Annotated in this window: 31 protein-coding genes and 1 pseudogene; 21 read left to right on the forward strand and 11 right to left on the reverse strand. The window is 67.3% G+C overall.

Going from position 1 to position 23161, the window contains the following annotated elements; translation table 11 throughout:
* Positions 1 to 107 precede the first annotated feature (107 nt).
* Positions 108 to 1796 carry an HNH endonuclease gene (locus tag BN13_RS09280; protein ID WP_084733667.1) on the reverse strand — a complete coding sequence of 563 codons (1689 nt, stop codon included), beginning with the start codon at positions 1794 to 1796 and terminating at the stop codon, positions 108 to 110.
* Positions 1797 to 2066: 270 nt separating this feature from the next.
* On the opposite strand from BN13_RS09280, the gene BN13_RS20265 reads away from it, so the two are divergent.
* On the forward strand, positions 2067 to 2243 hold the full coding sequence (locus BN13_RS20265) for a hypothetical protein (RefSeq protein ID WP_235434004.1): 177 nt from the start codon (positions 2067 to 2069) through the stop codon (positions 2241 to 2243).
* On the opposite strand, the gene BN13_RS09285 is transcribed toward BN13_RS20265, so the two are convergent.
* Positions 2231 to 2902 carry an SGNH/GDSL hydrolase family protein gene (locus tag BN13_RS09285; RefSeq protein WP_157038526.1) on the reverse strand — a complete coding sequence of 224 codons (672 nt, stop codon included), beginning with the start codon at positions 2900 to 2902 and terminating at the stop codon, positions 2231 to 2233. The genes BN13_RS20265 and BN13_RS09285 overlap by 13 nt on opposite strands.
* 74 nt (positions 2903 to 2976) lie before the next feature.
* The gene (locus BN13_RS09290; protein ID WP_048546270.1) at positions 2977 to 3330 is read right to left on the reverse strand and encodes a hypothetical protein; all 354 of its coding nucleotides are present in this window, start codon (positions 3328 to 3330) and stop codon (positions 2977 to 2979) included.
* A gap of 34 nt (positions 3331 to 3364) precedes the next feature.
* On the opposite strand from BN13_RS09290, the gene BN13_RS09295 reads away from it, so the two are divergent.
* A complete protein-coding gene (locus BN13_RS09295; RefSeq protein ID WP_048546271.1) occupies positions 3365 to 3736 on the forward strand; it encodes a VOC family protein in 372 nt (123 codons plus the stop codon).
* 11 nt (positions 3737 to 3747) lie between these two features.
* Here BN13_RS09295 and BN13_RS09300 read toward each other — a convergent pair whose 3' ends face one another.
* Entirely contained in the window at positions 3748 to 4347 is a 600-nt protein-coding gene (locus BN13_RS09300; protein ID WP_048546273.1) for a GNAT family N-acetyltransferase, read from the reverse strand.
* 126 nt (positions 4348 to 4473) lie between these two features.
* Positions 4474 to 4920 (reverse strand): pyridoxamine 5'-phosphate oxidase family protein, encoded by a 447-nt coding sequence (locus tag BN13_RS20595; RefSeq protein ID WP_084733945.1) that lies wholly within the window; start codon positions 4918 to 4920, stop codon positions 4474 to 4476.
* Here BN13_RS20595 and BN13_RS09310 point away from each other — a divergent pair.
* Positions 4810 to 5157, forward strand: a complete 348-nt coding sequence (locus tag BN13_RS09310) for a DUF488 domain-containing protein (protein WP_157038527.1) — start codon at positions 4810 to 4812, stop codon at positions 5155 to 5157. The genes BN13_RS20595 and BN13_RS09310 overlap by 111 nt on opposite strands.
* Before the next feature lie 119 nt (positions 5158 to 5276).
* Positions 5277 to 7364, forward strand: a complete 2088-nt coding sequence (locus tag BN13_RS18660; protein ID WP_084733668.1) for a GNAT family N-acetyltransferase — start codon at positions 5277 to 5279, stop codon at positions 7362 to 7364.
* Here BN13_RS18660 and BN13_RS09320 read toward each other — a convergent pair.
* Together BN13_RS09320 and BN13_RS09325 are read right to left on the reverse strand one after the other, a co-directional pair.
* Positions 7361 to 7927, reverse strand: coding sequence for a dihydrofolate reductase family protein (locus BN13_RS09320; protein ID WP_048546276.1), 567 nt, complete (start codon positions 7925 to 7927; stop codon positions 7361 to 7363). The genes BN13_RS18660 and BN13_RS09320 overlap by 4 nt on opposite strands.
* An 11-nt stretch (positions 7928 to 7938) precedes the next feature.
* Positions 7939 to 8562 (reverse strand): TetR/AcrR family transcriptional regulator, encoded by a 624-nt coding sequence (locus BN13_RS09325; RefSeq protein ID WP_048546277.1) that lies wholly within the window; start codon positions 8560 to 8562, stop codon positions 7939 to 7941.
* Between the two features lie 68 nt (positions 8563 to 8630).
* Here BN13_RS09325 and BN13_RS18665 point away from each other — a divergent pair.
* A pseudogene (locus BN13_RS18665) lies at positions 8631 to 9259 on the forward strand (alpha/beta fold hydrolase).
* Positions 9260 to 9333: 74 nt separating this feature from the next.
* Here the strand turns inward: BN13_RS18665 and BN13_RS09335 are convergent.
* Positions 9334 to 9717 carry a YdeI/OmpD-associated family protein gene (locus BN13_RS09335; RefSeq protein WP_048546279.1) on the reverse strand — a complete coding sequence of 128 codons (384 nt, stop codon included), beginning with the start codon at positions 9715 to 9717 and terminating at the stop codon, positions 9334 to 9336.
* Positions 9718 to 9778: 61 nt separating this feature from the next.
* Here BN13_RS09335 and BN13_RS19995 point away from each other — a divergent pair, with 61 nt between their 5' ends.
* Both BN13_RS19995 and BN13_RS09345 read left to right on the forward strand, forming a co-directional pair.
* A complete protein-coding gene (locus tag BN13_RS19995) occupies positions 9779 to 9997 on the forward strand; it encodes a hypothetical protein (protein ID WP_201329069.1) in 219 nt (72 codons plus the stop codon).
* Positions 9994 to 10377 (forward strand): type II toxin-antitoxin system VapC family toxin, encoded by a 384-nt coding sequence (locus BN13_RS09345; RefSeq protein WP_048546281.1) that lies wholly within the window; start codon positions 9994 to 9996, stop codon positions 10375 to 10377. Before BN13_RS19995 ends, BN13_RS09345 begins: the two co-directional genes overlap by 4 nt.
* On the opposite strand, the gene BN13_RS09350 is transcribed toward BN13_RS09345, so the two are convergent.
* Positions 10374 to 10754 (reverse strand): DoxX family protein, encoded by a 381-nt coding sequence (locus BN13_RS09350; RefSeq protein WP_048546283.1) that lies wholly within the window; start codon positions 10752 to 10754, stop codon positions 10374 to 10376. The genes BN13_RS09345 and BN13_RS09350 overlap by 4 nt on opposite strands.
* The gene (locus BN13_RS19590; RefSeq protein WP_162199938.1) at positions 10709 to 10876 is read right to left on the reverse strand and encodes a hypothetical protein; all 168 of its coding nucleotides are present in this window, start codon (positions 10874 to 10876) and stop codon (positions 10709 to 10711) included. The genes BN13_RS09350 and BN13_RS19590 overlap by 46 nt, the downstream gene beginning before the upstream one ends.
* Between BN13_RS19590 and BN13_RS09355 the strand changes: the two genes are divergently transcribed.
* The 13 genes from BN13_RS09355 to BN13_RS18335 all read left to right on the forward strand — a co-directional run bounded on the left by BN13_RS09355 (position 10875) and on the right by BN13_RS18335 (position 20973).
* On the forward strand, positions 10875 to 11102 hold the full coding sequence (locus BN13_RS09355; RefSeq protein ID WP_048546284.1) for a FitA-like ribbon-helix-helix domain-containing protein: 228 nt from the start codon (positions 10875 to 10877) through the stop codon (positions 11100 to 11102). The two genes, BN13_RS19590 and BN13_RS09355, sit on opposite strands and share 2 nt — an antisense overlap.
* Positions 11099 to 11542: a type II toxin-antitoxin system VapC family toxin gene (locus tag BN13_RS09360; RefSeq protein ID WP_048546286.1), complete on the forward strand. Its 444-nt coding sequence runs from the start codon at positions 11099 to 11101 to the stop codon at positions 11540 to 11542. The genes BN13_RS09355 and BN13_RS09360 overlap by 4 nt, the downstream gene beginning before the upstream one ends.
* Positions 11543 to 11770: 228 nt before the next feature.
* Positions 11771 to 13039 (forward strand): urea ABC transporter substrate-binding protein, encoded by a 1269-nt coding sequence (gene urtA / locus BN13_RS09365; RefSeq protein ID WP_048546288.1) that lies wholly within the window; start codon positions 11771 to 11773, stop codon positions 13037 to 13039.
* 3 nt (positions 13040 to 13042) lie between these two features.
* Positions 13043 to 13927 (forward strand): urea ABC transporter permease subunit UrtB, encoded by an 885-nt coding sequence (gene urtB / locus BN13_RS09370; protein ID WP_048546292.1) that lies wholly within the window; start codon positions 13043 to 13045, stop codon positions 13925 to 13927.
* Positions 13924 to 15039, forward strand: coding sequence for an urea ABC transporter permease subunit UrtC (urtC, locus tag BN13_RS09375; protein ID WP_048546294.1), 1116 nt, complete (start codon positions 13924 to 13926; stop codon positions 15037 to 15039). The genes urtB and urtC overlap by 4 nt, the downstream gene beginning before the upstream one ends.
* Positions 15036 to 15806, forward strand: coding sequence for an urea ABC transporter ATP-binding protein UrtD (gene urtD / locus BN13_RS09380; protein WP_048546296.1), 771 nt, complete (start codon positions 15036 to 15038; stop codon positions 15804 to 15806). The genes urtC and urtD overlap by 4 nt, the downstream gene beginning before the upstream one ends.
* A complete protein-coding gene (locus BN13_RS09385) occupies positions 15799 to 16482 on the forward strand; it encodes an ATP-binding cassette domain-containing protein (protein ID WP_048546297.1) in 684 nt (227 codons plus the stop codon). Before urtD ends, BN13_RS09385 begins: the two co-directional genes overlap by 8 nt.
* 1 nt (position 16483) lies before the next feature.
* Complete coding sequence (locus BN13_RS09390) at positions 16484 to 16786, forward strand: urease subunit gamma (protein WP_048546298.1); 303 nt, start codon at positions 16484 to 16486, stop codon at positions 16784 to 16786.
* Between the two features lie 8 nt (positions 16787 to 16794).
* Positions 16795 to 17121 carry an urease subunit beta gene (ureB, locus tag BN13_RS09395; RefSeq protein WP_048546300.1) on the forward strand — a complete coding sequence of 109 codons (327 nt, stop codon included), beginning with the start codon at positions 16795 to 16797 and terminating at the stop codon, positions 17119 to 17121.
* Positions 17121 to 18824: an urease subunit alpha gene (locus BN13_RS09400; RefSeq protein ID WP_048546302.1), complete on the forward strand. Its 1704-nt coding sequence runs from the start codon at positions 17121 to 17123 to the stop codon at positions 18822 to 18824. Before ureB ends, BN13_RS09400 begins: the two co-directional genes overlap by 1 nt.
* Complete coding sequence (locus tag BN13_RS09405) at positions 18824 to 19510, forward strand: urease accessory protein UreF (RefSeq protein ID WP_048546304.1); 687 nt, start codon at positions 18824 to 18826, stop codon at positions 19508 to 19510. Before BN13_RS09400 ends, BN13_RS09405 begins: the two co-directional genes overlap by 1 nt.
* Positions 19503 to 20240: an urease accessory protein UreG gene (gene ureG, locus BN13_RS09410; RefSeq protein ID WP_048546306.1), complete on the forward strand. Its 738-nt coding sequence runs from the start codon at positions 19503 to 19505 to the stop codon at positions 20238 to 20240. Before BN13_RS09405 ends, ureG begins: the two co-directional genes overlap by 8 nt.
* Positions 20203 to 20973, forward strand: a complete 771-nt coding sequence (locus BN13_RS18335; protein ID WP_053079769.1) for an urease accessory protein UreD — start codon at positions 20203 to 20205, stop codon at positions 20971 to 20973. The genes ureG and BN13_RS18335 overlap by 38 nt, the downstream gene beginning before the upstream one ends.
* 43 nt (positions 20974 to 21016) lie before the next feature.
* Here BN13_RS18335 and BN13_RS09420 read toward each other — a convergent pair whose 3' ends face one another.
* Entirely contained in the window at positions 21017 to 21256 is a 240-nt protein-coding gene (locus BN13_RS09420; protein WP_048546308.1) for a hypothetical protein, read from the reverse strand.
* A 544-nt stretch (positions 21257 to 21800) separates the two neighbouring features.
* On the opposite strand from BN13_RS09420, the gene BN13_RS09430 reads away from it, so the two are divergent.
* Complete coding sequence (locus BN13_RS09430; RefSeq protein ID WP_048546311.1) at positions 21801 to 23075, forward strand: carbohydrate-binding domain-containing protein; 1275 nt, start codon at positions 21801 to 21803, stop codon at positions 23073 to 23075.
* Positions 23076 to 23161 lie beyond the last annotated feature (86 nt).

Below are 23161 nucleotides of genomic sequence, written 5' to 3' on the forward strand. Positions count from 1 at the left end.
GCCACATCGGGCGGCCACCCCCGGGCGCGTGTTCGCGGCATACGCTCGCTGTTGTCACTTAGTCGATTGAGGGAGACGTGGCACTAGAGAATAGGAGCCGCGCGCGGTCACTCCAGAAGTGGGGGCGCGACGGAAACATAGAGGTGGCCGGTGGGGGTGGTCACTTCTGTCACATGGGTGTTCGGTCCGGCCCCGGGGACATGGTGTTCGTCGAGAACTCTCGTGCTGAACCCCTCGAGCTCCTTCGTGTAATTGCAGCGAACGCAGAGGCCCTGCCCGTTCGATAGCGAGGTGGGTCCGCCACTGTTCGCCGACTGGATATGGTCCGCGTGTCGGATGCTGGCGTCGCAGTATGGGGTGCGGCACCTGTCGTCGCGCACGATGAGCGCGGCGCGGAGCTTGGGTGGAAAGAGACGGGCGGTGGCGTCGAGGGCGAGCAGGTCGCGGCCGTCTGGGCTGGCGAACACTCTGGTCAGGAACACCTGCGCGGGCTCGGCCAGCCGGGTGCCACCAGGAGGCGAGCCTGGTGGTGACGAATCACGTTCTGGTGGTTTGTATTTGGCGGTGTCGGGCGCTTCGCACCCATGGAGTAACAGTCGTCTCGCGAGGGCAGCGGGGAGGATGCCGTGCCCCGGGATCCGGGCGGGTGTCTCTCGGCTCCTTGGCGGGCGGACGCTCGGCTGAACAGTAGTCGCGTCGTCGGTGGCGAAGAGGGCTTCGGCGGGCATCACGAGGTTGAGTGCGACGGGCACGGCCTGGCCGGGAGTGACGCCGCTGAGCCAACGGATCGCGGTGTCAGACATCACTTGGGCATGAGTGCGCCCGTCCAATGGGTCAGCGAGCGACTCCTCGCTGTCGGTCTCACAGTGCCCGGCGACCACTGCGGTGGCGTGCCGGAGCAGAGATGCGTAGGCCCCGACGATCCCCGTCAGTGGCCCGAAGATGCTGAGGTAGGCCATTCCATCCGGCGCCGGTCGTGTCCAGGCACCACGTTCCGACAATGCGCGTTCGTGTTTAGCGACCACAGCCGCCGGGTCGAGTTCCGCAGCGTGACGGGCGGCAGCGCCGGCGAGTTGTTTCAGGCTGGACGTCGCCAGTCGCGGTGCAATGAGCTCGTCGACGCGGGCCCGGAGTTCGGGGGTGAGGACGGATGTCTCTCGGACAATCGCGCCGGCGGCGCGTTCGTCGATGACGCCCTCAGTCAACGCGGCTTGCGTGTGCGGCATACCCGGCAATGCCCGAGCGAGGGCGAGGTATCGGTCGGCCGTCGCCGGTGAGCAGCGGCGGGCCAGTGCGATCTGCGGGGCGATTGCGGACCGGGCCTTGCGCGCCGATGCACGTCTCGCGAACGCGTCCCGCACCACCTCGCGCGCGAACGCGGCGGTTGCCCGCGCCTGCGTGGCCGCGATCGCACCCTTGAGTCTCTCCAAGCCGCCGATGAGGTCGATCAGGTCCGCCGGGCTCCCTTCCAGGCCTGCAGCGCCCACGACGCCGGCCTCCCCGACCGGCTCATCCGGCACGAGCGTGGCGAGCCAATCAATCAGATCCCGCACCGCTGTCACCGTCTCGTCCGAGTCTGCGAAAGCCCATGCGTCCCCGTCGAGCAGGCCGTGCAGTTCGTCGTCCCAACCGAAATCGTCGCGGCGCGCGTCCAAGTCCGCGCTCGCGTCGTCGGCGCCTAGCGGAAGCCACCACACGTCATCGATCGGCCCTAACCCGTCGTATGCGTCGTCGACAGGCGGGCCAGCAGCGGCCCCCCGGGGCCCTTCTGTGAGGTGCTGCGCTCTCGCTGTCATCTCTGAACCGTACACCAGTTCTATAATATTTGCAATAGGGACGCTGGAGAAGTTAAGTTGGGAACGTGGGACAGAGACTCCGAGTTACCCCGTGAGGGGCGCTGATTACGAGGTTTGCCGCGGCATACACCGCGCAGAACGACAGCAGTCTCTTCAATGCCCACTACAACCGGCCCGAACTCCTCCGCTTGACGGGCGACGTCAGGGGCCTGCGAGTTCTCGACGCCGGCTGCGGCGCAGGACTACACCTTCGGCGACCAGAAGGTGTGGATGACCTACTGGCACAGGCCACTTCAGGCCGTCATCAATTCTTTCATCGGCGCCGGCTTCGCCATTCGCGCGGTCACCGAGCCGCCGCCGGCGCCGGACACCCCGCGCGAACTCCTCCCGAACCAAGACGGCCAGTCGTTCATCTGCTTCCTCTTCTTCGACCTTCAGGCGCCCTGACCTAGCCACCGACCGTCGAGGCGCGCCAACTCGCGCATCACCGCGTCAGCGAAGGCTGCATGCAGCGCTTCGCTCGGGTGGAAGCCGTCCGGTCCGAACATCTCCGGCCCCAAGGGCTCACGCGTTTCGATCCGCAGCGTCCGTGGTCGTCGCGCCAGCTCTTCCGCCGCGATCGCGTCGAAAGCCCTTCCGCGCCAACCGAGTACGTCGGCCAGCGGCCGAGGGAAGGCGGGGAAATGATCGAGGGGAGGTATGCCGAGCAGGCACACCCGCGCCCGCGGCGCCGCCGCGAGGATCGCGTCGAGCAGGGCGCCTAGATCGCGACGATAGCGGCGCGCCGAGTGCCCATTCTTTAGATCGTTTACCCCCACCGAGACGAAGATCAGGTCCGCGTCGGCGAGCGCCGCTTCGTCGACCAAGCCCAGGGCGTCGTATGCCGTGGCTCCGCTCTTCGCGCACACCCGCCACGTGACTGTGGCATTCTCACGCGCGGAGAGGCGGGCCGCGAGTTGTCCGGCGACGCTCGCGCGGGGGTGGGGCACGGCATACCCCGCCGTGACACTGTCCCCGAGAGCCACGACCGTGCGGCGCCCCGGCCCGGTGCCCACGGTGCCGGTGCGGCCGTCGGCATCGGCATACCGCTCCATCGTTCGGGTCAACCAGATTCCTTGGAGCGGCGCAATCGGCAGCGCCACCAAGGCCAGCCGGCCCCGCCTCCGCACCCCCGCCGGCGTCACGCCGTTCCCAAGGGCTCGAGGTAGGCGACCGGGGTGCCGGTGCGCTCGGCATACGCGATCTCGCCCCGGGTGGCCGCGCCGATATAGCCACCGACATTGAGGACTAGGACCTCATCGGCGAGGTCGATCTTGGCGCGATGCAGGGCCGCGAGGTGCTCGCGCAACTCCTCCTGCTCGGCGGGACTTCGGTCAGCGAACAGGTCGACATCGGCGGTGCGCGTGGTGGCGATGCTCAGCACGATATTCCCGGCCAGCGTCTGCTGAATCGACGCCGCGTCGAAGGCATCGAGGAAACGGGTGCTGCCGCAGAGGCAGACGATGCGCGGGCGGCCAAGGTCGGGATCGGGCATACCCGCATTCTGTCCACCCGGATACCCTCGCGGGATGGTCCAGGTCCTCACACATCTCACCTTCCAGCACCATCGCGCCGGCGAGGCCATCGAGTTCTATGTCGGGTTAATCCCGGACTCACGCATCGACGAGCGGGTCCCCGTCGGCGAGGGGCGCGAGATGATCCGGTTCACCCTGGCCGGCCGACCGTTCATCGCCGCCGACAGCCCACCGGTCCACGCCTGGGATTTCACGCCAGCCGTCTCGATCTTCCTCGAATGCGGCACCGCCGCCGAGGTGGACCGTCTCTTCACGGCTCTCGCCGAGAGCGGCTTCGTCTTCATGCCCCTCGCGGACTACGGCTTCAACCCGCGCTTCGGCTGGGTCGCCGACCGATTCGGCGTGAGTTGGCAACTAGCACAGTAGCTTTCGCGACCTCAGGCGGGCTCGACGTACTTGACCATCACGCAGTTCTTGAGACCCTTTGGTCGGTCATAGGTGAACCCGAGCCGCTCATACAACCGGCGCGTCCCGTTGTAGAGGAAGGACGAGGACATCTTCTTCGTCTGCTTGGTGAGGTCATGCGGATAGCTCTCGACGCGCCCACCCCCAGCCCGCGCAATCTGATCCAGAGCACCCTGGATCGCCAGCTCGGTCACCCCCTGCCGGCGGTGCCGCTTGTCGACGAAGACGCAGGTGATCCGGTAGTCCGGATCGGCCTCCTTCGTCGCGTCGTACTCCTTGCGGTGGTGGATCGTCGGCAGCTCCTCGGGCGTCCCGTACTCCGCCCACGCCACCGCCTCCGCGCCGGCCATCACCAAAGCAGCGTGCGCGACACCCTTCTCAACGAGCCGTTTCTTGACGGCGCGGTTGCCCTCATAGGTCTCTCCGCGCCCCTGGCAACTCGGGTGGCCGTCGTGGAACCACGTGCACCAGCACCCGCCGAAGATCCCGTTGTGGCGCGTCACCAACGCCTCGAAGGCCGGCCACGTCTGCGGGGTCAGTGCCTCGATCCGGTATGCCGTGTCGTGGCCCATCCCTGGACTGTACTGCCGCTCGCCCGCCCAAGTTGCCTAAGTGCCGCTAACAGAGGTTGGTCGAATCTGCACACCTTGCAAGGTGTGCAGATTCGACCAACCTGTGCTGAGTTAGCCCGGTTCGGGTCAGAGTTCGACGATCGGGGCGTCTTCGTCCTTGGCCGGGTCCTTGCCGAGCAGTCCCTTGGCCATGGTCAGCAGGAGCCCGACGCTGCCGGGCGACTTCCACAGCTGAGCCGTATTGCCCGTGACCTTGAGCAGGGCGCTGTTCGGGTCGTCCGGTCCGCCCGACATGAACGCCGAGGCCGACGGATCCCACAGCTCCTCAAGCTTGGCTCGATCGCGGCTCAGTTCAGCCGTCCCCGAGACCGAGACCCAGCCCTTGTCCGAGGCGTATGCCACGTTCACGCGCGCGTCCGCGCCGATCGCGAGGACCTTGTCGCTTCTGACGGGGGGGTCAGCGTGGCCAAGGTTTCTGTGAAGCGGGTGTACGACGATCCCGCGGACTCCGACGGCGCTCGGGTCCTCGTCGACCGCCTCTTGCCACGCGGGGTGAGCAAGGAGCGCGCTCACCTCGATCAGTGGCTCAAGGCGGTCGCGCCGACGACCGAGCTGCGCACGTGGTACTCCCACGACCCAGCCAAGTGGGAGGACTTCCAAACGCGCTACGAAGGGGAGCTGCACGACAACCCCGACCAGTCTGCCGCCTTCAACGAGCTCGAGCACCTCCACAACGACGGCCGCCCCACCTCCTCACCGCCAGCAAGGTCGTCGAGCACAGCGAAGCTCAGGTGCTCGCCCAACTCCTGAACTCCGGTCGCTGAACGCGGAGCACGCTGCCCAGCGCGACTAGGGAGTCCTTTTGATGCCTCGGCGCTGACTTCCTCATTCCGCTGCGGAGTTGGCCGGGCGGATGGGATCGTTGCGCGATGGGCTACCCGTTGCACACCGACCGCCTCACGGTCCGCATCATGCGCAGCACGGACATCGAGACCCAGTGCGCCTACCGCAACGATCCCGAGGTCGCGCAACTGCAGGACTGGGAGCTGCCGTACACACCCGAGCGCGCCGCCTGGCTTGCCAGCCAGGATGACCTCGACGACCTTAAGCCGACGGGCTGGACGGAACTCGCCATCGACCTCGACGGCACGCACATCGGGGAGATCCCCGTATGCCGTGATGAGTCGGGTCAGCAAGCCTCGGTTGGCTTTTCGCTCGCCCGCGAGCATTGGGGGCGCGGATATGCCCAGGAGGCGGCGCGCGCGGTGGTCGAGGATCTGGTCGAACGGCTTGGTGTCGTCCGGGTCACCGGTGAAGCCGACCCCCGCAATATCGCCTCGCAGCGCGCCCTCGAAGCGATCGGCCTGGTCCACGAGCACGAGGGCAAGCAGAGCTACCTCTGGCGGGGCGCGTGGACTGACACGACCTATTACGCCAGCACCGCGGACGACTGGCGTGCTTGGCGTGACCGGCCGACCGGACCGCCGGCCGAGGTCACCATCGAACCCGTCGACAGCCACAACGTGTGGGACTGGCGTCGCCTCGAAACCCATTGGACGCAAAGACGATTCGTCGCCCCGATGGACATTTCGTATGCCGATGCCCTCCGCCCCGACATCTGGCTCGGCGGGCGCCTCGTGCCCGTCCTGCGCGGCATCCGCGCCGACGGCGAGCCCGCCGGCTTCCTGATGTATGCCGATCGTTCCCCGACGATGGCCGTTCCCTACCTTTGGCGAATGCTCATCGACCGGCGCTTCCAGGGGCGCGGGATCGGTCGCCGGGCGTTGGCGCTGCTGGCGGAAGATCTTCTGGCGCAGGGAAACTCGCGGCTGTGGTCCAGCTTCACCGAGGGCGCTGGCGGGCCGCGCGACTTCTATCTCGGCCTGGGCGCGCGCCTCACGGGCGAGATCATCGATGACGAGACGGCCTTCGAGTTCGACCTCGCCGACCTCGCGTCCTGCGGCTCGGGCGTTACGGCCGCCGCGACGCCACCACACCCAGTTTCCGCGTCAACGCGCGGCCTCGCCAACACCATCGACGAAGCCGCCGAACGCACCGGCTTCTCCGGGGTGGTGCGGGTGGACCAGGCCGGGGAGCGGGTGGTGGACACGGCATACGGCCTGGCGGACCGAGCCCACTCGATCCGCAACACCATGCAAACTCGCTTCGGAATCGCCAGTGGGACAAAGACATTCACCGCCGTGACCGTCCTGCGTTTGATCGAGCGCGGCATCCTGGCGCTCGACACTCCCGCCCGTTCGCTGCTCCGCGACGACCTGCCGCTCATCGACGACGCGGTCACCATCGGGCACTTGCTCGCGCATCGCTCAGGCATCGGCGACTACCTCGATGAGTCGGCGATCGACGACATGACCAGCTATGTCATGACCGTCCCGGTGCATCGCCTTGCCACGACCGAGGACTACCTCCCGGCCCTCGACGGGAACCCAACCCAGTTCGCCCCCGGGGAGCGTTTCACCTACAACAACGCCGGCTATGTCGTCCTCGCGCTGCTGGCCGAGCGCGCGTCCGGCCGCGCCTTCCCCGACCTGATCGAGGAAGAGGTATGCCGACCAGCCGGCCTCACCGCGACCGCATTTGAGCGGATGGACCAACTCCCCGGCTCCGCGGCCATTGGCTACCTAGAGCGCGACGGCCTGCGTTCCAATGCCCTCCACTTGCCCGTCCACGGCAGCGGTGATGGTGGAATCTATTCCACGACAGCCGATTTGGCGCGCTTCTGGGACGAGCTGATGGTCGGCCACATGCTCGGCCCCGACCTGCTGGCCGAGGCGCTGCGCCCGCACAGCGAATGGCCCGAAGAATCGAGACGATACGGCCTGGGCCTCCATCGGCATACGTCCAGCGAGCGAGCCTGGATGGAGGGTGATGACGCAGGTGTCTCCATGACCAGCCTGCACGACCCAATCACCCAGACCACGATGACTGTCCTCGGCAACTGGACCGATGCGGCCTGGCCGATGGTCCGCCTGCTCACCGACTGGCTCGACGCCTAACCAACGACGGTTGATCGGTAGCGCAGAACCACTGCGCCCGAACGGAATTCGCGCCGGTCGAGCAGCTCCAGCCGGAGGTGTTCGCGCAGCCCGGACAGCAAGTGCGGCCCATGGCCGGCGAGCACCGGCTGGACGACGAACTCGTACTCGTCGATCAATCCCAGGTCGGCCAGCGCCACCGGAAGGGTCACGCCGCCCACCCACAGGGGGCCGCCCGGCTCGGCCTTGAGTCGCCGGATCGCTGACCCAACATCTCCCGCCAGCAGTTCGGCGTTCCAGTCGACGGCGTCGAGGGTGCCGGACACGACATACTTCAGAGCCGTGTCGATGGCCTCCGCGAAAGGGAGGTCCCGGGCGGTCATCCAGTCGGGCCACTCCCCACTGGCCGGCCGCCGCCACGCCGACTCCATCATCGAGTAGGTCACGCGGCCGAGGATCAGCGCATCGACCTGCGCCATCTGCTCGGTCCAATAGTGCATCGACTCCTCGTCGGGCGGGAGTCCGGCCTCGTGGTGCACGCTACCGTCCAGCGTGACATTGATCGAGTAGCGCAGGGGTCGCACGCCGTGTCTCCTCAGGTGCTCAGCGGCAAGGGCGTCGTAGCCAGTATGTGCGCCTCCTGCGGCGCCACGCCCAACAAGCACAGCACCCGCTCGGTCACGGCATCGGTCGCCGCGATGCCGTCGATGGCGCGGTCATGGCCGAGCAACCGGATCAGGCCGAGCAGGGCCCCGCCCGCGCTGGCCAGAAGCAGTTCGGGATCGACGTCGACAAACCGGCCGGCCTCGACCCCTCGCCGCAGATCCGCGAGCGCCAGCGGATGCAGGCCACGATCGACAACCAGCGCCTCGGTGCCGATGGTCTCCAGCGGAGCCAGCAGCTCGGGGGAACTGACCGCCAGCCGCCCGCACAACCGGAAGCTGCGGGCGAAGCGCTCCGCCGGGTCCTCAATGCCGGCAGTGGCGGCCGTTAGGAGGGTCCCGAAGTTCTCCAGCGTGGCCAGCACCGCCTCGCGGAAGAGGTCCTCCCGGCTCGCGAAGTGGTTGTGGAACGACCCGAATCCGACCCTCGCGCGAGTCGTGATCTCCTCGATCGTCGCGTGCGTCCGCCCCTCGCCGAGCAGGGCAGCTGCGGCCTCGACCAGCGCGTCATGGGTGCGTTGGCGCCGCTTGGCCTGACCTGTGGTCGTGGCGGTCACAACTGCTCCGTTCTGCTCGCGAGATACATCTTGATGATTCCATCACATTCTGCTTCACAGCAAACATGATGAATCCATCAACTTTGCAGGAGCGCGTTATCCGGCTCGGATCGCGCGAGCTCTTCGTCGCCACCACGGGCTCGGGTCCGGCGCTCGTTCTCCTTCACGGCGGCGGCCCGGGCGCCAGCGGCGTCGCCAACTGGACGCGCAATATCGCGACCCTCGCCGAGCACTTCACCCTCGTCATCCCCGACCTGCCGGGCTATGGCCGCTCCAGCAAGGACCTCGACCAAAGCGACCCCTTCGGGACCTGGCGTATGCCGTGCGCGGCCTCCTCGATGCCCTCGACATCGAGCGCGCTCACCTCGTTGGCAACTCGTATGGCGGCGGCGCCGCCCTGCGCCTGGCGCTCGACCGGCCCGACCTCGTCGACCGGATGGTGCTCAACGGCCCCGGCGGCATCGGCACGACCCGCGCGCTGCCGACCCGCGGCCTTAACCAACTCCTTGACTATTACGGCGGCGACGGGCCGTCGTTCGCCAAGATGAGCACCTTCATCCGGGAGTCCCTCGTCGCGCCCGGGACGGAGGTCCCATGTGGACGACTTGGCAAGCGGCGCAACGCGATTCCGCATCGACAACCACGCGTGCCGACTGCTCCGCACGCCTTGGCCGGGCCGACACCTGGGGATCGATGATCCGAGGTTCGTGGTGACCGAAGATCGGATCGCGGAGTCGCGCGATTCCTGAGCGTCACGGACGCGCGTCAACCTCATAGACCCAATGCGGCGCGGCCGGCGTCCGTCATCAGGCCTGCGGCCTCTAGGCGTTCGGCGATCGCGCGGTTGCGCCCCGAGGTGGTCCCCGGTCGCCGGCGAGGCGTGAACTTTTGTAGGTAGGAGTCTGCGTCGTAACCGCGCCGGGTGCTCTCGCTCCAGCCGTACGCAATGCCGGCTTCGAGCAGGTCGTGAAAGCTGACCGACGGCGTCGGACGCCCGGACTTCGTCAAGCGCACCCACGCACCGGGGTGTGAGTCGGCGTGTTCCGCGAGCCAAGCCCACAACTCGGCCCGCGTCGCAAACGCGATCACCTCAACCGAGCTGACTGACGGCCCGTGGCTCGATCCGTGGCCGCGAGCATCGGGATTGCTGACCATCGCGTCAGTGTAGAGACGCCAAATCGCAAGGGGATGTCGCAAGTTGCTAGCATCATGCGACATGAAGACGCTGTACCTGCGCAACGTCCCTGATGACGTGAGCGCCGCGCTCGAGGAACTCGCCAGTGCCGAGTCGATGTCCGTGAGCGCGCTCGCCGTCAGGGAGCTCGCCGCCGCAGTGGCCTTCCGGCGCAATGCCGACATCATCTGGTCCACCACCGAGGTCGAGATCGGCATTGACGACATCGTCGACGAGGTTCGCCGCGGTCGCGACCGATGATTGTCGTTGACACGTCCGTGGTGTTGGCCGCGCTATTGGGCCATCGCGCCGCACGGGTAGCCCTCTCGGGCCAACGCCTCCTGGCGCCCGCGCACATCGACGTCGAGGTCGCGCATGCCCTTCGCGGTTTGGTGCGAGGCGGCAAGCTTGACCACGCCAACGCTGCGGTTGCGCTCGATGCCTGGCGGGCGCTCGCGATCGACCGCATCGCGCTGCCCATCCTCCTTCCCCGAGTCTGGGCATTACGCGAGAACCTCACCGCCTATGACGCCGCCTTCGTCGCCGCTGCGGAGATGTATGCCGTGCCCCTCGCCACGGCTGATAGAAGGCTGGCGAATGCCGTGGGCCCGCGCTGTTCGATCCAGTTGATTCCGCGCTAAACCGACCGGCGCCTGCCTTGCCGCCAGGCCCGCCACGCGCCCGTGCACCAGAGCGCCCACGCCACCAGCAGCGGCTGGAAGAACAGCCGAATCAGCCGGGCCCGGTCGGTGTCGAGCCCGAACGCATCCCGCCCCTCGATCCACTGCCACAGGTTGCCCGGGAAGACCGCGACGAAGAAGGCCGCGACGATCCAGCCGACCAGCGGCCGCCGCCATAGCCAGAGCGCGAGGCCGAGTCCGATCTCGACGATCCCGGACAGGACGACCACAGGGTCGGTGTCCAGCGGCACCCACGGCGGCACCTGTGCCCGGAACTCTTCCCGCGCCACCGTCAGGTGCGCGATCCCGGCGAGGAGCAGGAAGCCTCCGAGCGCCATACGCCCGAGTCCTCGGCCTCCTCCGGTGTCCACTCCCCGAGCATGCCGTATGCCGTGCGGCCCGGCCTGTTGCCCGTCGCAGCACTCTGATATCGTGGCGTGATATCAGAGGGGGAATCCATGGAACAAATCCTGATACGCAACTTGCCGACGGGCACCAAGGCTGCCCTTCGCGCTCGGGCTGCAGCCCATCAACAGTCCGTCGAAGCCGAAGCCCGCGAGATCCTGGCGGCCGCCTTGGATTCGCGACCACCCGCCCTTGTCGACCTGTTGGGAACCGACGAGGGCGCGGACATCGATTTCGAGCCCGAACGATTGGGACTGACCGCGCGCTCGGCGGCTGTATGACGGGCTATCTGCTGGACACGAATGTCGTGTCGGCCCTTCGGATTCGCGGGCGCAATCCGCAGGTCGAAGAGTGGACACGCACCATTCCGACCGCGGACCAGTTCATCGCGGCGAGTAGCGTCGCGGAAATCGAGCGTGGCATCGTCAGCCGGGAGCGCACCCATGCGGCCCAGGGCGCGATCTTGCGACGCTGGTTCGAGGACAATGTCCTTCCTGCCTTTGACGGACGAGTCCTGCCGTTCGACCTAGCCGCCGCACGGGTCCTCGCGACCTATCGTGTTCCCGAGTTCGCCCCCCTAGACGATGCGCTCATCGCCGCTGTGGCCCAGGCTCGTGAGCTCACCGTCGCAACGCGAAACCTCAAGCACTTTCGTCCATTGCGCGTCGAGTGTGTCGACCCATGGGCACCGGCGACTCGTCGTCGACTTTCCACGCCCTAGGTCGTCGGGTAACTCGCTGTCGCTGGGACGACCGTAAAGCCCCCCACGGCGGCCGGGCATCGGCGGTGGAGGGAAACAATCACCGTCGGCACCCGAAACACCGGCGAAACAGGCCCCGCCAAGAATCCCTTCCATTCGGGAGCAACCCGCAGATCGGGATGCCGGGGCAGCGTGGCCCCGTGAACCGAATCTCCTCGCCCCTGGCATGGATTCGAAGGGATTTCCCTCGTGACGCACTTCATCACCCGCCGCACCCTGGCCGCCGGCGCCGTCCTGGCGACGGCTCTCGCTACCTCCGCGTGCGGCGCCAAGACCGACGCCACCAGCACCGGTGGAACCTCGGCAGCCGGCGCGACCTCCTGTGTCGACACCTCCGGCGACAGCATCAAGATCGGCTTCCTCAACTCGCTGTCCGGCACCATGGCCATTAGCGAAACAACAGTCTTCAAGTCGCTCACCATGGCGGCCAACGAGATCAACGCCGCTGGCGGGGTCCTCGGCAAGAAGCTCTCGATCGTCTCCGAGGATGGTGCCTCCGAGCCCTCCGTCTTCGCCGAGAAGGCCACCAAGCTCATCCAGAAAGACTGTGTCGCAGCGGTTTTCGGGGGATGGACATCGAGCTCGCGCAAGGCGATGCTGCCGGTCTTCGAAGGCAACAACGCCTTGCTGTTCTATCCCGTGCAATACGAGGGGCTTGAAGCCTCCAAGAACATCTTCTACACGGGCGCCACGACCAACCAGCAGATCGTTCCCGCCCTGGAGTGGCTCAAGAACGAGAAGAAGATCACCTCGATCTTCCTCGTCGGCTCGGACTATGTCTTCCCGCGCACCGCCAACGCGATCATCAAGCAGTATGCCGCCGCCAACGGCATCAAGGTTCTCGGAGAGGAATACCAGCCGCTCGGCTCGACCAACTTCGGGTCCGTCGTCGACAAGGTCAAGACGGCCGGCGCGGACGCCGTCTTCAACACTCTCAATGGCGACTCCAATGTCGCCTTTTTCAAGGAGTACAAGGGCAAGGGTCTGACTGCGGACTCGATGCCGGTCGTCTCGGTCTCGATCGCCGAGGAGGAGGTGCCGGGCGTCGGCGTCGACAACCTCGTCGGGCAGTACACCGCGTGGAACTACTACGAGACCATCGACACCCCCGTGAACAAGAAGTTCGTCGCGGACTTCAAGAAGGCCAATGGCCCGAAGGCCGTGACCTCGGACCCGATGGAAGCGGCATACACCAGCCTTTATCTGTGGAAGGGCATGGTCGAGAAGGCGAAGTCCTTCAAGGTCGCCGACGTCCAGGCCGCCGCCGGCGGTGTCAGCTTCGACGCACCCGAGGGCAAGGTCACCGTCAACGGCGAGAACCACCACATCGCCAAGACCGCCCTCATCGGCCAGATCCACGACGACGGCTTGATCTACACGGTGTGGTCGTCGAAGGGTCCCATCGAACCCGATCCCTTCCTCAAGGGCTACCCGTGGTGGAAGGGCGCGACCGGCTGAGCTATGGAAACCGTTGTCGCCCAAGTCTTTACGGGTCTCTCCTCGGCATCGGTTCTGCTCCTCGTCGCGATCGGCCTCACCTTGACCTTCGGTCAGATGGGCGTGATCAATATGGCGCACGGGGAGTTCCTGATGGCCGGTTCCTACACCGCCTTCGTCACCGCCTCAATCCTGCGGGGCAGTGCGCTCAGCCTTCCGGTTGCGCTGGTCGTCGGCTTCCTGATCGGCGGACTCCTGGGCATCGCCTTGGAGGCCACCATCCTGCGCTGGATGTATGACCGTCCCCTGGACACTCTCCTCGTCACCTTCGGTGTCGGCCTGATCCTGCAACAGCTGGCCAGGGATATCTTCGGCGCGCCGGCGAAGGAGGTGTCGACGCCAACCTGGTTGTCGGGGACCGTGCCGATCTTGGGCTACGGCTTTCCGGTGACACGGCTGTTCATCATCGCGCTGTCCGCGCTCTGCGTGGCCGGCTTGTTCGCGATGCTTCGACTGACCGATCTGGGTCGCCGCATTCGCGCCACTGTCGCCAACCGCGACCTCGCGGAGTCCCTCGGGATCTCGACGCGGCGCACCGACCGGACCACCTTCTTCATCGGCTCCGGTCTCGCCGGGGTCGCGGGGGTCGCCTTGACCCTGCTCGGATCGACGGGTCCCACGGTGGGCACCTCCTACATCGTGGAGGCCTTCCTCGTGGTCGTCGTCGGCGGCATCGGGCAGCTCAAAGGAACGATCCTCGCGGCCCTGGGCATCGGCATCGGTCGCAGCTTCCTGGAGTCCTGGACTTCGGGGTCCATGGCGCAGGTCCTCATGCTGCTGGCGATCGTCGCCTTCTTGCAGATTCGCCCCCAGGGCATCTTCACCACGACGACTAGGAGCCTGGCATGACTTCTCCGAGAACGTCTTTCGCAGAACCGACGCGGTTCGCCAAGGCCGGCCCGTGGATCGGCCTGGCAGTGCTGGCCGTTGCCCTGCTGGTCATCGCGCCGCTCGCGCTCTCGCCATTCCGGCTCGGCCTGTTGGCGAAGTACCTCTGTTATGCGATCGCCGCGGTCGGCATCGGCCTGGCCTGGGGGCGAGGGGGCATGCTCGTCCTGGGCCAGGGCATGTACTTCGGCCTTGGCGGTTATGCGATGGCCATGCACCTCAAGCTCGCCGACGCCGGACCGAACGGCATACCCGATTTCATGCTGCTGTATGCCGATGGGCAGATGCCGCTGTGGTGGGAACCCTTCCGGTCGCCCCTCGTGACGCTGGCGGCCATCGTGCTCGTGCCGGGCCTGCTCGCCACGATCCTGGGCCTGGCCATCTTCAAGCGTCGGATCAAGGGGGCCTACTTCGCGATCCTTTCGCAGGCCCTCACGGCGGCGTTCGCGCTGCTGCTCATCGGGCAGGTCAAGACCACGGGGGGCTACAACGGCCTGAACAATTTCCGCGGCTTCTTCGGCTACTCGCTCTATGACCCGGCGAACAAGAAGATGCTCTATCTCATCGCGGCGGGCGTGCTCCTGCTCAGCCTGGCGCTCGTTGCGCACCTGCAGCGCTCGCGCTTCGGTGAGTTGCTCATCGCCACCCGCGATGCCGAGGAGCGCGTCCGGTTCCTCGGGCAAGACCCGGCATTCCCCAAGCTCCTCGCGTATGTCGTCGCGGCCGTCCTCGCGGCCGTCGGCGGCGCCCTGTATGTCCCGATCGTCGGCATCATCTCCCCGGACGATGTCGGCGTTGTCGCCTCGATCGGCCTCATTGCCGGGGTCGCCCTCGGCGGGCGCGCCTCGCTCTTCGGGCCGGCCCTCGGGGCCATAGCGGTTGGGTATGCCGAGTCCACCCTCTCCGAACGCTTCGCCGGTTCGTGGACGTATTTCCAGGGTGCGCTCTTCATTGTTGTCTTGCTTCTTCTGCCCGGTGGCCTGTCCAGCGTCCTCGCCAAGGCACGCGAGGCGGCCGGCGGTCGGCGCTTGCGCCGCGTCCACGCCGAGGCAGGGGAGGTGGCGGCGGTATGACGGCCGAGTTGATACGCACGGACGACTACTTGGAGGTGCGCGACCTTCGGGTCTCCTTCGGGGACTTCGTCGCCGTGGACGGCGTCGCCCTGACCTTGTTGCAGGGGCAGGTGCACTTCCTCGTCGGCCCAAATGGGGCCGGCAAGACCACCGTCATCGATGCGCTCACCGGACTCGCTCGCGGTCAAGGCGTCGCGACCTTCGACGGCGAGGACCTCCTGGGTCGTTCGTCGCACGCGATCGCGCGGCTCGGGGTTGGTCGCACCTTCCAGACCGCCACGGTCTTCAACGACCTGACCGTCCTGCAGAATCTCGACATCGCCGGACTGCGGCACCGTCGTCGGCGGTCGCTGTGGCGCGCGAGGCACGGCATACCGGATGCCGTCGCCGAGGCGGCGGAGGCCGTCGGCCTGAGCCATCTGCTGGATCGACCCGCCGGAGTGCTGAGCCACGGTCAGAAGCAGTGGCTGGAAATCGGGATGCTGCTGGTCCAGGATGCCCGCGTCCTCTTGCTCGACGAACCGGTCGCTGGCATGAGCGCGCAAGAGCGGGACGCGACCGGCGAATTGCTGCACCGGATCGGTCGCGAGCGCACGATCGTCGTCGTCGAGCACGACATGGAATTCGTGCGGCGCTATGCCGATGTGGTCACGGTCCTGCATGCCGGCCGGGTGCTCGCGTCCGGCTCGATGGAGCAGATCCGCGCCAATCCCGAGGTGCAACGCGTCTATCTGGGCGACCACGCCGAAGGAGTCTCGAATGCTTGAACTACGCTCTGTGACAGCGGGATACGGCCGAACGCGGGTCCTTCACGATGTCTCGATCACGGTGCCCAGCGGCCGCGCGGTTGCGGTCATGGGTCTCAACGGGGCCGGTAAGACCACCCTCTTGCGAGTGGCGATGGGGCTGCTGCCCATAACGTCTGGCTCGATCGTGATCGATGGCGAGGATGTCACCGGAACCCGGCCCAGCGCGCGGGTCCGGCGCGGCCTCGGATATGTCCCGCAAGGGCAGCTGAGCTTCCCCACCATGACCACCCGCGAGAACTTGCAGCTCGTCGCGCCCAAAAACGCGGCGGCGATCGATCAGATCCTCGATCTCTTCCCGGCACTGCGTGCCGTCCTCGACCGGCGCGCCGGGCTGCTTTCGGGCGGGCAGCGACAGCAGCTCGCCATCGGTCGCGCCCTGCTGACCAAACCCAAGCTGCTCATCCTCGACGAGCCAACAGAGGGCATCGCGCCCAATGTGGTCGCCGAGATCGAGCGGACCATTCTGGAGTTGAACTCAACCGGGGAGCTCGGGGTGTTGCTCGTCGAGCAACATGTCGGGTTCGCCCTGCGCGCGGCGGAGCACTTCTACGTTCTGGAGTCGGGCCGGATCACGGGCAGCGGTGAGGGCGGCAACGACGCCGGGTCGAGGGTGCGCTCGATGATGGCGGTCTGAGATGCATCTGACACCCGGCGACGTCGAGAAATTGTTGCTGGCCACTGCGGGGATGGTGGCGCGCGACCGGTTGGCCCGGGGCGTGCTGCTCAACTATCCCGAATCTGTGGCGCTGCTGAGCACCTGGGTCATCGAACGCGCTCGGGAGGGCGCCTCCGTGGCGGAGTTGATGGACGCCGGCCGGCAGGTGCTCACCGCCGAGCAGGTGATGGCGGACGTTCCGGCGATGCTCCTCGACGTTCAGGTCGAAGCGACCTTCCCGGACGGGCGCAAGCTCGTCACTCTCCACCAGCCGATCACCTGAGGACTTCCATGACCAGCATGCCCGGCCCCGGGCCCGGTGCCCTTCGCATCGCCCCCGGCCAGATCGAGATCAATGCCGATCGCACGCCCCAGGAGCGACGGCGCATCGTCATCGTCAACACCGGCGATCGCCCCGTCCAGATTGGTTCCCATATCCACCTTCCGAGCGTCAATCCCGCCTTGGACTTCGACCGAGCCGCCTGTCAGGGCCATCGACTCGATATCCCGTCCGGCACATCGCAGCGATTCGAGCCAGGCGTCTCCCGGGAGGTCGACATCGTCGCCTTGCGCGGGCAACGCCGAGTGCCGGGCATCCAGATCGGCGGGGCGCGCTGATGGCGTGGATCAGCCGGGAAGCGTACGCCGCGCTGTACGGCCCCACTGTCGGCGACCAGGTCCGGCTCGGCGACACCAATCTGTGGATCGAGATCGAGGCCGATCACACCGTCGGCGGGGAGGAAGCCATCTTCGGTGGCGGCAAGTCGATCCGCGAATCGATGGCCCAGTCCACCCGTTCCCGCGATGACGGTGCCCTGGACACCGTCATCACCAATGCCATCGTCTTGGACCATTGGGGCATCGTCCGCGCGGATGTCGGCATCCGTGACGGACGCATCGTCGCCCTCGGCCGCTCCGGCAATCCCGACATCGCCGATGGTGTCCATCCCGCACTCATCATCGGTCCCTCCACGGATGTCATTGCGGGAGAGGGAAAGATCCTCACGGCCGGCGCCTTCGACACCCACGTCCACCTGTTGTCGCGCTCCCAGATCCATGAGGCGCTGGCCACCGGAATCACGACGATCGGCGGCGGTGGAACAGGCCCCTCGGAGGGTTCCAAGGCCACCACCGTCACCCCCGGCGCCTGGCATTTGAGTGCAGTGCACCGCGCCCTCGATCCACTCCCGGTCAACGTGCTGCTGATGGGCAAGGGCAATACGGTGAGCGCGGCCGGTCTGGCCGAACAAGCGCTCGGGGGCGCCGCGGCATACAAGGTGCACGAGGATTGGGGCTCGACGCCGGCCGCGATCGACGCCGCACTTCGGGCCGCGCAGGAGTGGGGCCTACAGGTGACTCTGCACTCCGACTCGCTCAACGAGGCCGGCTATGTCGCGTCCACGGTGGCGGCAATCGGGGGCCGCTCGATCCACGCCTTCCACACCGAGGGTGCCGGTGGCGGCCACGCCCCGGACATCATCACGATCGCCGGTGAGCCGCACATCATCCCCGGGTCGACGAATCCCACGCTTCCGCACACGATCAACACCATTGCCGAGCATCTCGACATGCTGATGGTGTGCCATCACCTGAACCCGCGCGTCTCGGAGGACCTGGCCTTCGCCGAGTCCCGGATCCGAGGCACAACCATCGCCGCGGAGGACCTGCTGCACGATCTCGGTGCCCTCTCGATCACCTCCTCCGACGCGCAAGCTATGGGGCGCATCGGCGAAGTCATCTGCCGGACCTGGCAGGTCGCGCACGCGATGAAGGATCGCTTCGGCCGGCTTGGAGAGAACCTGCCCGCGGACAACGAGCGGGCCCGCCGGTATGTCGCGAAGTACACGATCAATCCGGCGATCGCGCATGGCGTCGACTCCCAGATCGGCTCGGTGGAGCCCGGCAAGTTGGCGGACCTGGTGCTGTGGGAGCCGCGCTTCTTCGGCATCCGCCCGTCCGTGGTGCTCAAGGGCGGGGCGCTGGTGTATGCCGCCCTCGGCGACCCAAACGCCTCGATCCCGACCCCGCAGCCGGTGCTGATGCGCCCGACCCTCGTCGAGCAGGATGGGGCCGACCACAGCGTCTCCTTTGTCGCGCCGGCCGCCCTGGGGGCCGGTCTGGCGGACCGGCTCGGGCTGCGTCGAGAGCTGCTCCCCGTGACCGACACCCGCGCCATCGGCAAGGCGCAGATGATCAACAATGACGCGCTTCCCGCAATCGTCGTCGACCCCGAGACCTTCGCCATCAGCATCGACGGTGAACTCGTCGATCCCGCGCCTGTTTCGAGAGTTCCTCTCGGACAGCTCTATTCGCTCTTCTGATGAGTGAGTCGCCCGTGAAGCTCGCGTGGGAGCCGCAGATTCAGCCCGAGCACGGCGCCCTCACCGCCCTGCTCCTCGCCGACGCGCGGCTGCCGATCGGCGGTCATACGCGCTCGGGATCGCTGGAGCCCGCGCTTGCTGCCGGCGTCGACGACATCCCCGGTTTCATCAACCTGCACCTGCGCACTGTCGTGCGAACCGACGCCGGAACTGCCGTCGTGGCCCGTCGACACGCGCTCGCGGGGCTGCCTCTTGAGCCGGTGCTGGACGCGTGGCGCGCTCGCACGCCGAGCGCGGCGCTGAGAGCCGACGCCGAGATCGTCGGGGCTGCCCTGGTGCGCCTGGCCTCGCGGCTCTGGCAGCTTGTCCCCCTCCCGGCCAACCCGCCCGGTGCGCTCGTCCTCGGCGCAATCGCGGCCGCCACGGGCATCGACGCCGCTGACATCGCACGAGTCGTCGCCTATGACGCGGTGCAGACCATCACCTCGGCCGCTCTCAAGCTGCGACCCGGTGACCCCCTCGAGGTGGCGGGGTGGACCCTTGCGGCCTTCCCTGCCATCGCGTCGGTCGTCTCGGCGAGCGCCGACATTGTCACCCCCGACCAGATCCCGGCCCGGTCGGCGCCGCACCTGGAGAGCTACGCCGAAGCCCACACCACCACGACGAGGAGACTCTTCCGTGCCTGAAAACCACTGCGCCCCAACGCGTCGCGCCATGCGCCTGGGGATCGCCGGCCCCGTCGGCACCGGCAAGAGCTCCTTGATCATGATGATCTGCCGAGAGCTCGCCCACGACATCGCCATCGGGGTCGTCACGAACGACATCTATACCGATGAGGATGCGCGGATGATCCGCGCCGCCGGAGTGCTGGACCCTGCTCGCGTCCTCGCTGTCGAGACGGGGGCGTGTCCGCATACGGCCATCCGCGACGACATCACGGCCAACGCCATGGCCTGTGAACGACTCGAGGCTCAGCACGGGCCGCTCGATGTGATCCTCGTCGAGTCCGGCGGCGACAACCTCACCGCGACCTTCTCGCCGGCCCTGGTCGACGTCCAGATCTTCCTCATCGATGTCGCCGGCGGTGGTGATGTCGCACGCAAGGGTGGCCCGGGCATCGAGCGGGCGGATCTTTTGGTGGTCAACAAGACCGATCTGGGACCGCACGTCGGTGTCGATGTGCCGATGATGTATGCCGATGCCCTCGCCGCTCGACAGGGCGGCCCAGTGATCGCCTTGTCCCGCAACGACTTCCGAGCCGTTGCCGAGCTGCGCGGGTGGGTGCTCGACCAGCACGCGGCATACATTCAGGGACGGCTTGAGCCGGCAGATCCGGGTCCGATGGCAGCGCACCGCCACGGCCCCGGCGAACCCGAGCATGCGCACGCCGGCGGGCGACACGGGCATACGCACTGAGTCGATGACGCTCGCGACCGAGACCACCGAACTCGACGTGACCCTCGGCCCGCGCGGGGCGCAGGTCCGCGCCGGCGGAGGCGCGCTGCGAGTGCTCACGCAGTCCTGCGATGGCGCGCGCGTGCGGGTTGCGGTGGTGCCGGAGCGCGCACTGCTGCTGGCCGGTGACGATGTTGTCCTCCGTGTTCATGTTGGGGAGGGTGTGCAGCTGCACCTCCAGGACATTGCCGGGACGATCGCGCACGACATGCGCGGCGGGCAAGCGCGCTGGCGGTTCGAGGTGGATATCGCTGCCGACGGATGTCTGCTGCACGAGGCGCTTCCCTGGGTCTCGGCGCAGGGCTCGTGCGTCGAACGCGATCTGATCCTCGACCTGGCGCCGGGCGCCGCGGCGCTGCTACGCGAGACGATCGTGCTCGGGCGGCACGGCGAAGGGCCCGGGCAGCTGGTGAGCCGGACGCGGGTGGCGCGCGACGGCATACCCGTGCTCGTGGAAGACCTGCATGCCGCCGATATGGCGCCCGCGCGGGTCCTCGATGCGGTGTACGCGTTCGGTGTCGAGAGCCCGCCCGCGCCAGGCGCCACTCGGCTGGTGACCGCCGGTGGTGAGGTCATCCACCGCGTCCTTGGGGACGCCGCGCACCCGGCCTCCGCCGTGCTCGATCAGGTGTGGCGCCGGTGCTCAGCGGCCGTCATCCCTAGGTCGCGGGGAAACTTACTGTCGCTGGGATGACAGCAAAGTTCCCCACCACCGCCGGGCCTATTCGAGTCGGGGCCTATTCGAGGTCGTGCAGCAAAGACAGGGCCTTGGGGCACTTCTTCGTCAACCACGCCTTCTCCTCGTCCACCGCGGCCATGATGCTCGGGTCCGCGAGGATGCCGCCCTCACTGATGTCGGGGATCTTCCCCGTGATCACGTAATCGAGTAACGCGTCACTGACCTTGAGCACCTTGACGAAGGCGTCATGAATCTCGGGCGGCGCTGCCGCGGCCATCTCGCCGGTGAGTTCCTTCAACTGCTTCGCCTTGGCCTTGTCGTTGTCGAGAATGGCGCCTCAGCCAGCGCTTTTGCCCCCTTGGTCTTGGTCAGGAGGAAATCGCAGAAAGAATGCGAGTCCATCGCTTTGACGGGTGCGCTGGTCTTGGTCTGCGTGGCGGACGAGTAGGACTTGGCTGACCGGCCGGACGTGGCTGACTTCGCCTGCGGAGTCGAGGTCGTCGACGCCGATGTGCCACCGCCAGACGACTGCGTCGGCGACGCTGATCCGCCGCAACCAGTCAGCGTGACCGCAGCGAGCGTGGTCAGCACGACGGACGTTCGTATGGTGTGCAGTTTCATCGCGATGCCTTTGGGTTCTGTCGGCACGGGCATTTGCCGGGCTCGCTGAAGAGGGCGTCGCGGGCGCGGTGATACGTGCCGACAAGGACCGCGAGAGGACGCGGCGAGCCTCACAGGAAGCACACAGCAGGGTCACCGATTCGGGCAAAGCCGCCCGCGGGAATCTCTAGGGGTACAGCAGGCCACCTGCGCAAGCCCCAACCCGAAAGGCTCCCTCCGCCATGAACCTCCGCTCCAAGAAGCTCGCCGCCCTTGCCTCGTCGGCCGCCCTCGTCAGCGTGATGCTCGCAGGTTGCGGTGTCGCGGTGTCGGATTCGAGCGGCTCGCTCACCTCGGCAACGACGTCGACCAGCGTGACGTCCACCGCGCAGACCGGCACCTCGTCTGGCGCCACCGTCGTTCAGGCGGCCAGTGTTTCGCCGTCCGTCGATACGCACTATGACGCCGACGATCTCACGTGGGACGCCGCCGATGAGGTGGCGATCAACCTGGCTGACGGCGCGAGCACGGCCGGCAACGGTGTCACGGTGGACGGCAACACGGTGACGATCACCGAGGACGGGGTTTATCGCATCTCCGGGACCCTCAGCGACGGCCAGATCGTGATAGCGGCCCCGGATGACGCGGCCATCGTGGTGATTCTCGACGGCGTCACCATCACCAACTCCTCCGGCCCGGCCATCGCGGTGACGAGCGCCGACGAGGTGAGTTTGGTGCTCGCGGACGGGTCGACGAACGCCGTGACGGATGGCGCGGCATACACCATCTCCGACGACTCGACGCCGACGGGGGCCATCGCCTCGGCATCCGACCTGACCATCGCGGGCAACGGAACCCTCACCGTGACCGGCCGGACCGGAGACGGCATCAGCAGCTCCGACGGCCTCGTGATCGCCTCCGGGACCCTCTCGGTGACGGCCGTGGACGACGGCATTCGCGGGAAGGACTACGTGCAGGTACTCGACGGGACCGTGACCGTCGATGCGCAAGGAGACGGCGTGAAGAGTGACAACGCCGACGACGCCGACCGCGGGTGGGTCCGCATCGACGGCGGCACCGTGACTGTCAACTCCGGCGACGACGGCATCAAGGGCGAGCAGGCCCTGACCATCACCGACGGCGCCGTGACTGTCGAGACCAGCGTGGAGGGGATCGAGTCCCAAGCGGTCACGATCTCCGGCGGAGACGTCTCGGTGACGGCCTCCGACGACGGCATCAACGGGACGATGGGAACGCAGCAGGGCGGCACCGAGTCCGACGACGGCTCCCTGGTCTCCATCACCGGCGGCACCGTGACCGTGCAGGCCGGCAAGGACGGTATCGACGGCAACGGTTCGATCAGCCTGACCGGCGGCACCATCTCGATCACCAGCAGCGGACAGGGCGGCGACGGCCCGGTGGACGGCAACGGCACGGTGACCCTCGATGGCGCGACGCTCACCGCCAATGGCACCACGATCACCTCGGCCAGCCAGCTGAGCACCGGCCACCGCTGATCAAGGGAGGCCAACTCCGTCCAGCCCACCCGGTCGCGCCCCTCGCGGACGCAATAGCCGGCGGCGGACGCAAAAGCTATTGCGTC

This window comes from Nostocoides jenkinsii Ben 74 (genome assembly GCF_001046875.1).
In the GTDB taxonomy this organism is placed as follows: Bacteria; Actinomycetota; Actinomycetes; order Actinomycetales; family Dermatophilaceae; genus Nostocoides_A; species Nostocoides_A jenkinsii.

What these genes read in the sequence shown, in the direction of transcription:
- BN13_RS09280 (WP_084733667.1), bottom strand. Translation starts at nt 1,796, where the DNA reads ATGACAGCGAGAGCGCAGCACCTCACAGAAGGGCCCCGGGGGGCCGCT.
- BN13_RS20265 (WP_235434004.1), top strand. Translation starts at nt 2,067, where the DNA reads ATGACCTACTGGCACAGGCCACTTCAGGCCGTCATCAATTCTTTCATC.
- BN13_RS09290 (WP_048546270.1), bottom strand. Translation starts at nt 3,330, where the DNA reads ATGCCCGATCCCGACCTTGGCCGCCCGCGCATCGTCTGCCTCTGCGGC.
- BN13_RS09295 (WP_048546271.1), top strand. Translation starts at nt 3,365, where the DNA reads ATGGTCCAGGTCCTCACACATCTCACCTTCCAGCACCATCGCGCCGGC.
- BN13_RS09300 (WP_048546273.1), bottom strand. Translation starts at nt 4,347, where the DNA reads ATGGGCCACGACACGGCATACCGGATCGAGGCACTGACCCCGCAGACG.
- BN13_RS18660 (WP_084733668.1), top strand. Translation starts at nt 5,277, where the DNA reads ATGGGCTACCCGTTGCACACCGACCGCCTCACGGTCCGCATCATGCGC.
- BN13_RS09335 (WP_048546279.1), bottom strand. Translation starts at nt 9,717, where the DNA reads ATGGTCAGCAATCCCGATGCTCGCGGCCACGGATCGAGCCACGGGCCG.
- BN13_RS19995 (WP_201329069.1), top strand. Translation starts at nt 9,779, where the DNA reads ATGAAGACGCTGTACCTGCGCAACGTCCCTGATGACGTGAGCGCCGCG.
- BN13_RS09345 (WP_048546281.1), top strand. Translation starts at nt 9,994, where the DNA reads ATGATTGTCGTTGACACGTCCGTGGTGTTGGCCGCGCTATTGGGCCAT.
- BN13_RS09350 (WP_048546283.1), bottom strand. Translation starts at nt 10,754, where the DNA reads ATGGCGCTCGGAGGCTTCCTGCTCCTCGCCGGGATCGCGCACCTGACG.
- BN13_RS09355 (WP_048546284.1), top strand. Translation starts at nt 10,875, where the DNA reads ATGGAACAAATCCTGATACGCAACTTGCCGACGGGCACCAAGGCTGCC.
- BN13_RS19590 (WP_162199938.1), bottom strand. Translation starts at nt 10,876, where the DNA reads ATGGATTCCCCCTCTGATATCACGCCACGATATCAGAGTGCTGCGACG.
- BN13_RS09360 (WP_048546286.1), top strand. Translation starts at nt 11,099, where the DNA reads ATGACGGGCTATCTGCTGGACACGAATGTCGTGTCGGCCCTTCGGATT.
- urtB (WP_048546292.1), top strand. Translation starts at nt 13,043, where the DNA reads ATGGAAACCGTTGTCGCCCAAGTCTTTACGGGTCTCTCCTCGGCATCG.
- urtC (WP_048546294.1), top strand. Translation starts at nt 13,924, where the DNA reads ATGACTTCTCCGAGAACGTCTTTCGCAGAACCGACGCGGTTCGCCAAG.
- urtD (WP_048546296.1), top strand. Translation starts at nt 15,036, where the DNA reads ATGACGGCCGAGTTGATACGCACGGACGACTACTTGGAGGTGCGCGAC.
- BN13_RS09385 (WP_048546297.1), top strand. Translation starts at nt 15,799, where the DNA reads ATGCTTGAACTACGCTCTGTGACAGCGGGATACGGCCGAACGCGGGTC.
- BN13_RS09390 (WP_048546298.1), top strand. Translation starts at nt 16,484, where the DNA reads ATGCATCTGACACCCGGCGACGTCGAGAAATTGTTGCTGGCCACTGCG.
- ureB (WP_048546300.1), top strand. Translation starts at nt 16,795, where the DNA reads ATGACCAGCATGCCCGGCCCCGGGCCCGGTGCCCTTCGCATCGCCCCC.
- BN13_RS09400 (WP_048546302.1), top strand. Translation starts at nt 17,121, where the DNA reads ATGGCGTGGATCAGCCGGGAAGCGTACGCCGCGCTGTACGGCCCCACT.
- BN13_RS09405 (WP_048546304.1), top strand. Translation starts at nt 18,824, where the DNA reads ATGAGTGAGTCGCCCGTGAAGCTCGCGTGGGAGCCGCAGATTCAGCCC.
- BN13_RS18335 (WP_053079769.1), top strand. Translation starts at nt 20,203, where the DNA reads ATGCGCACGCCGGCGGGCGACACGGGCATACGCACTGAGTCGATGACG.
- BN13_RS09430 (WP_048546311.1), top strand. Translation starts at nt 21,801, where the DNA reads ATGAACCTCCGCTCCAAGAAGCTCGCCGCCCTTGCCTCGTCGGCCGCC.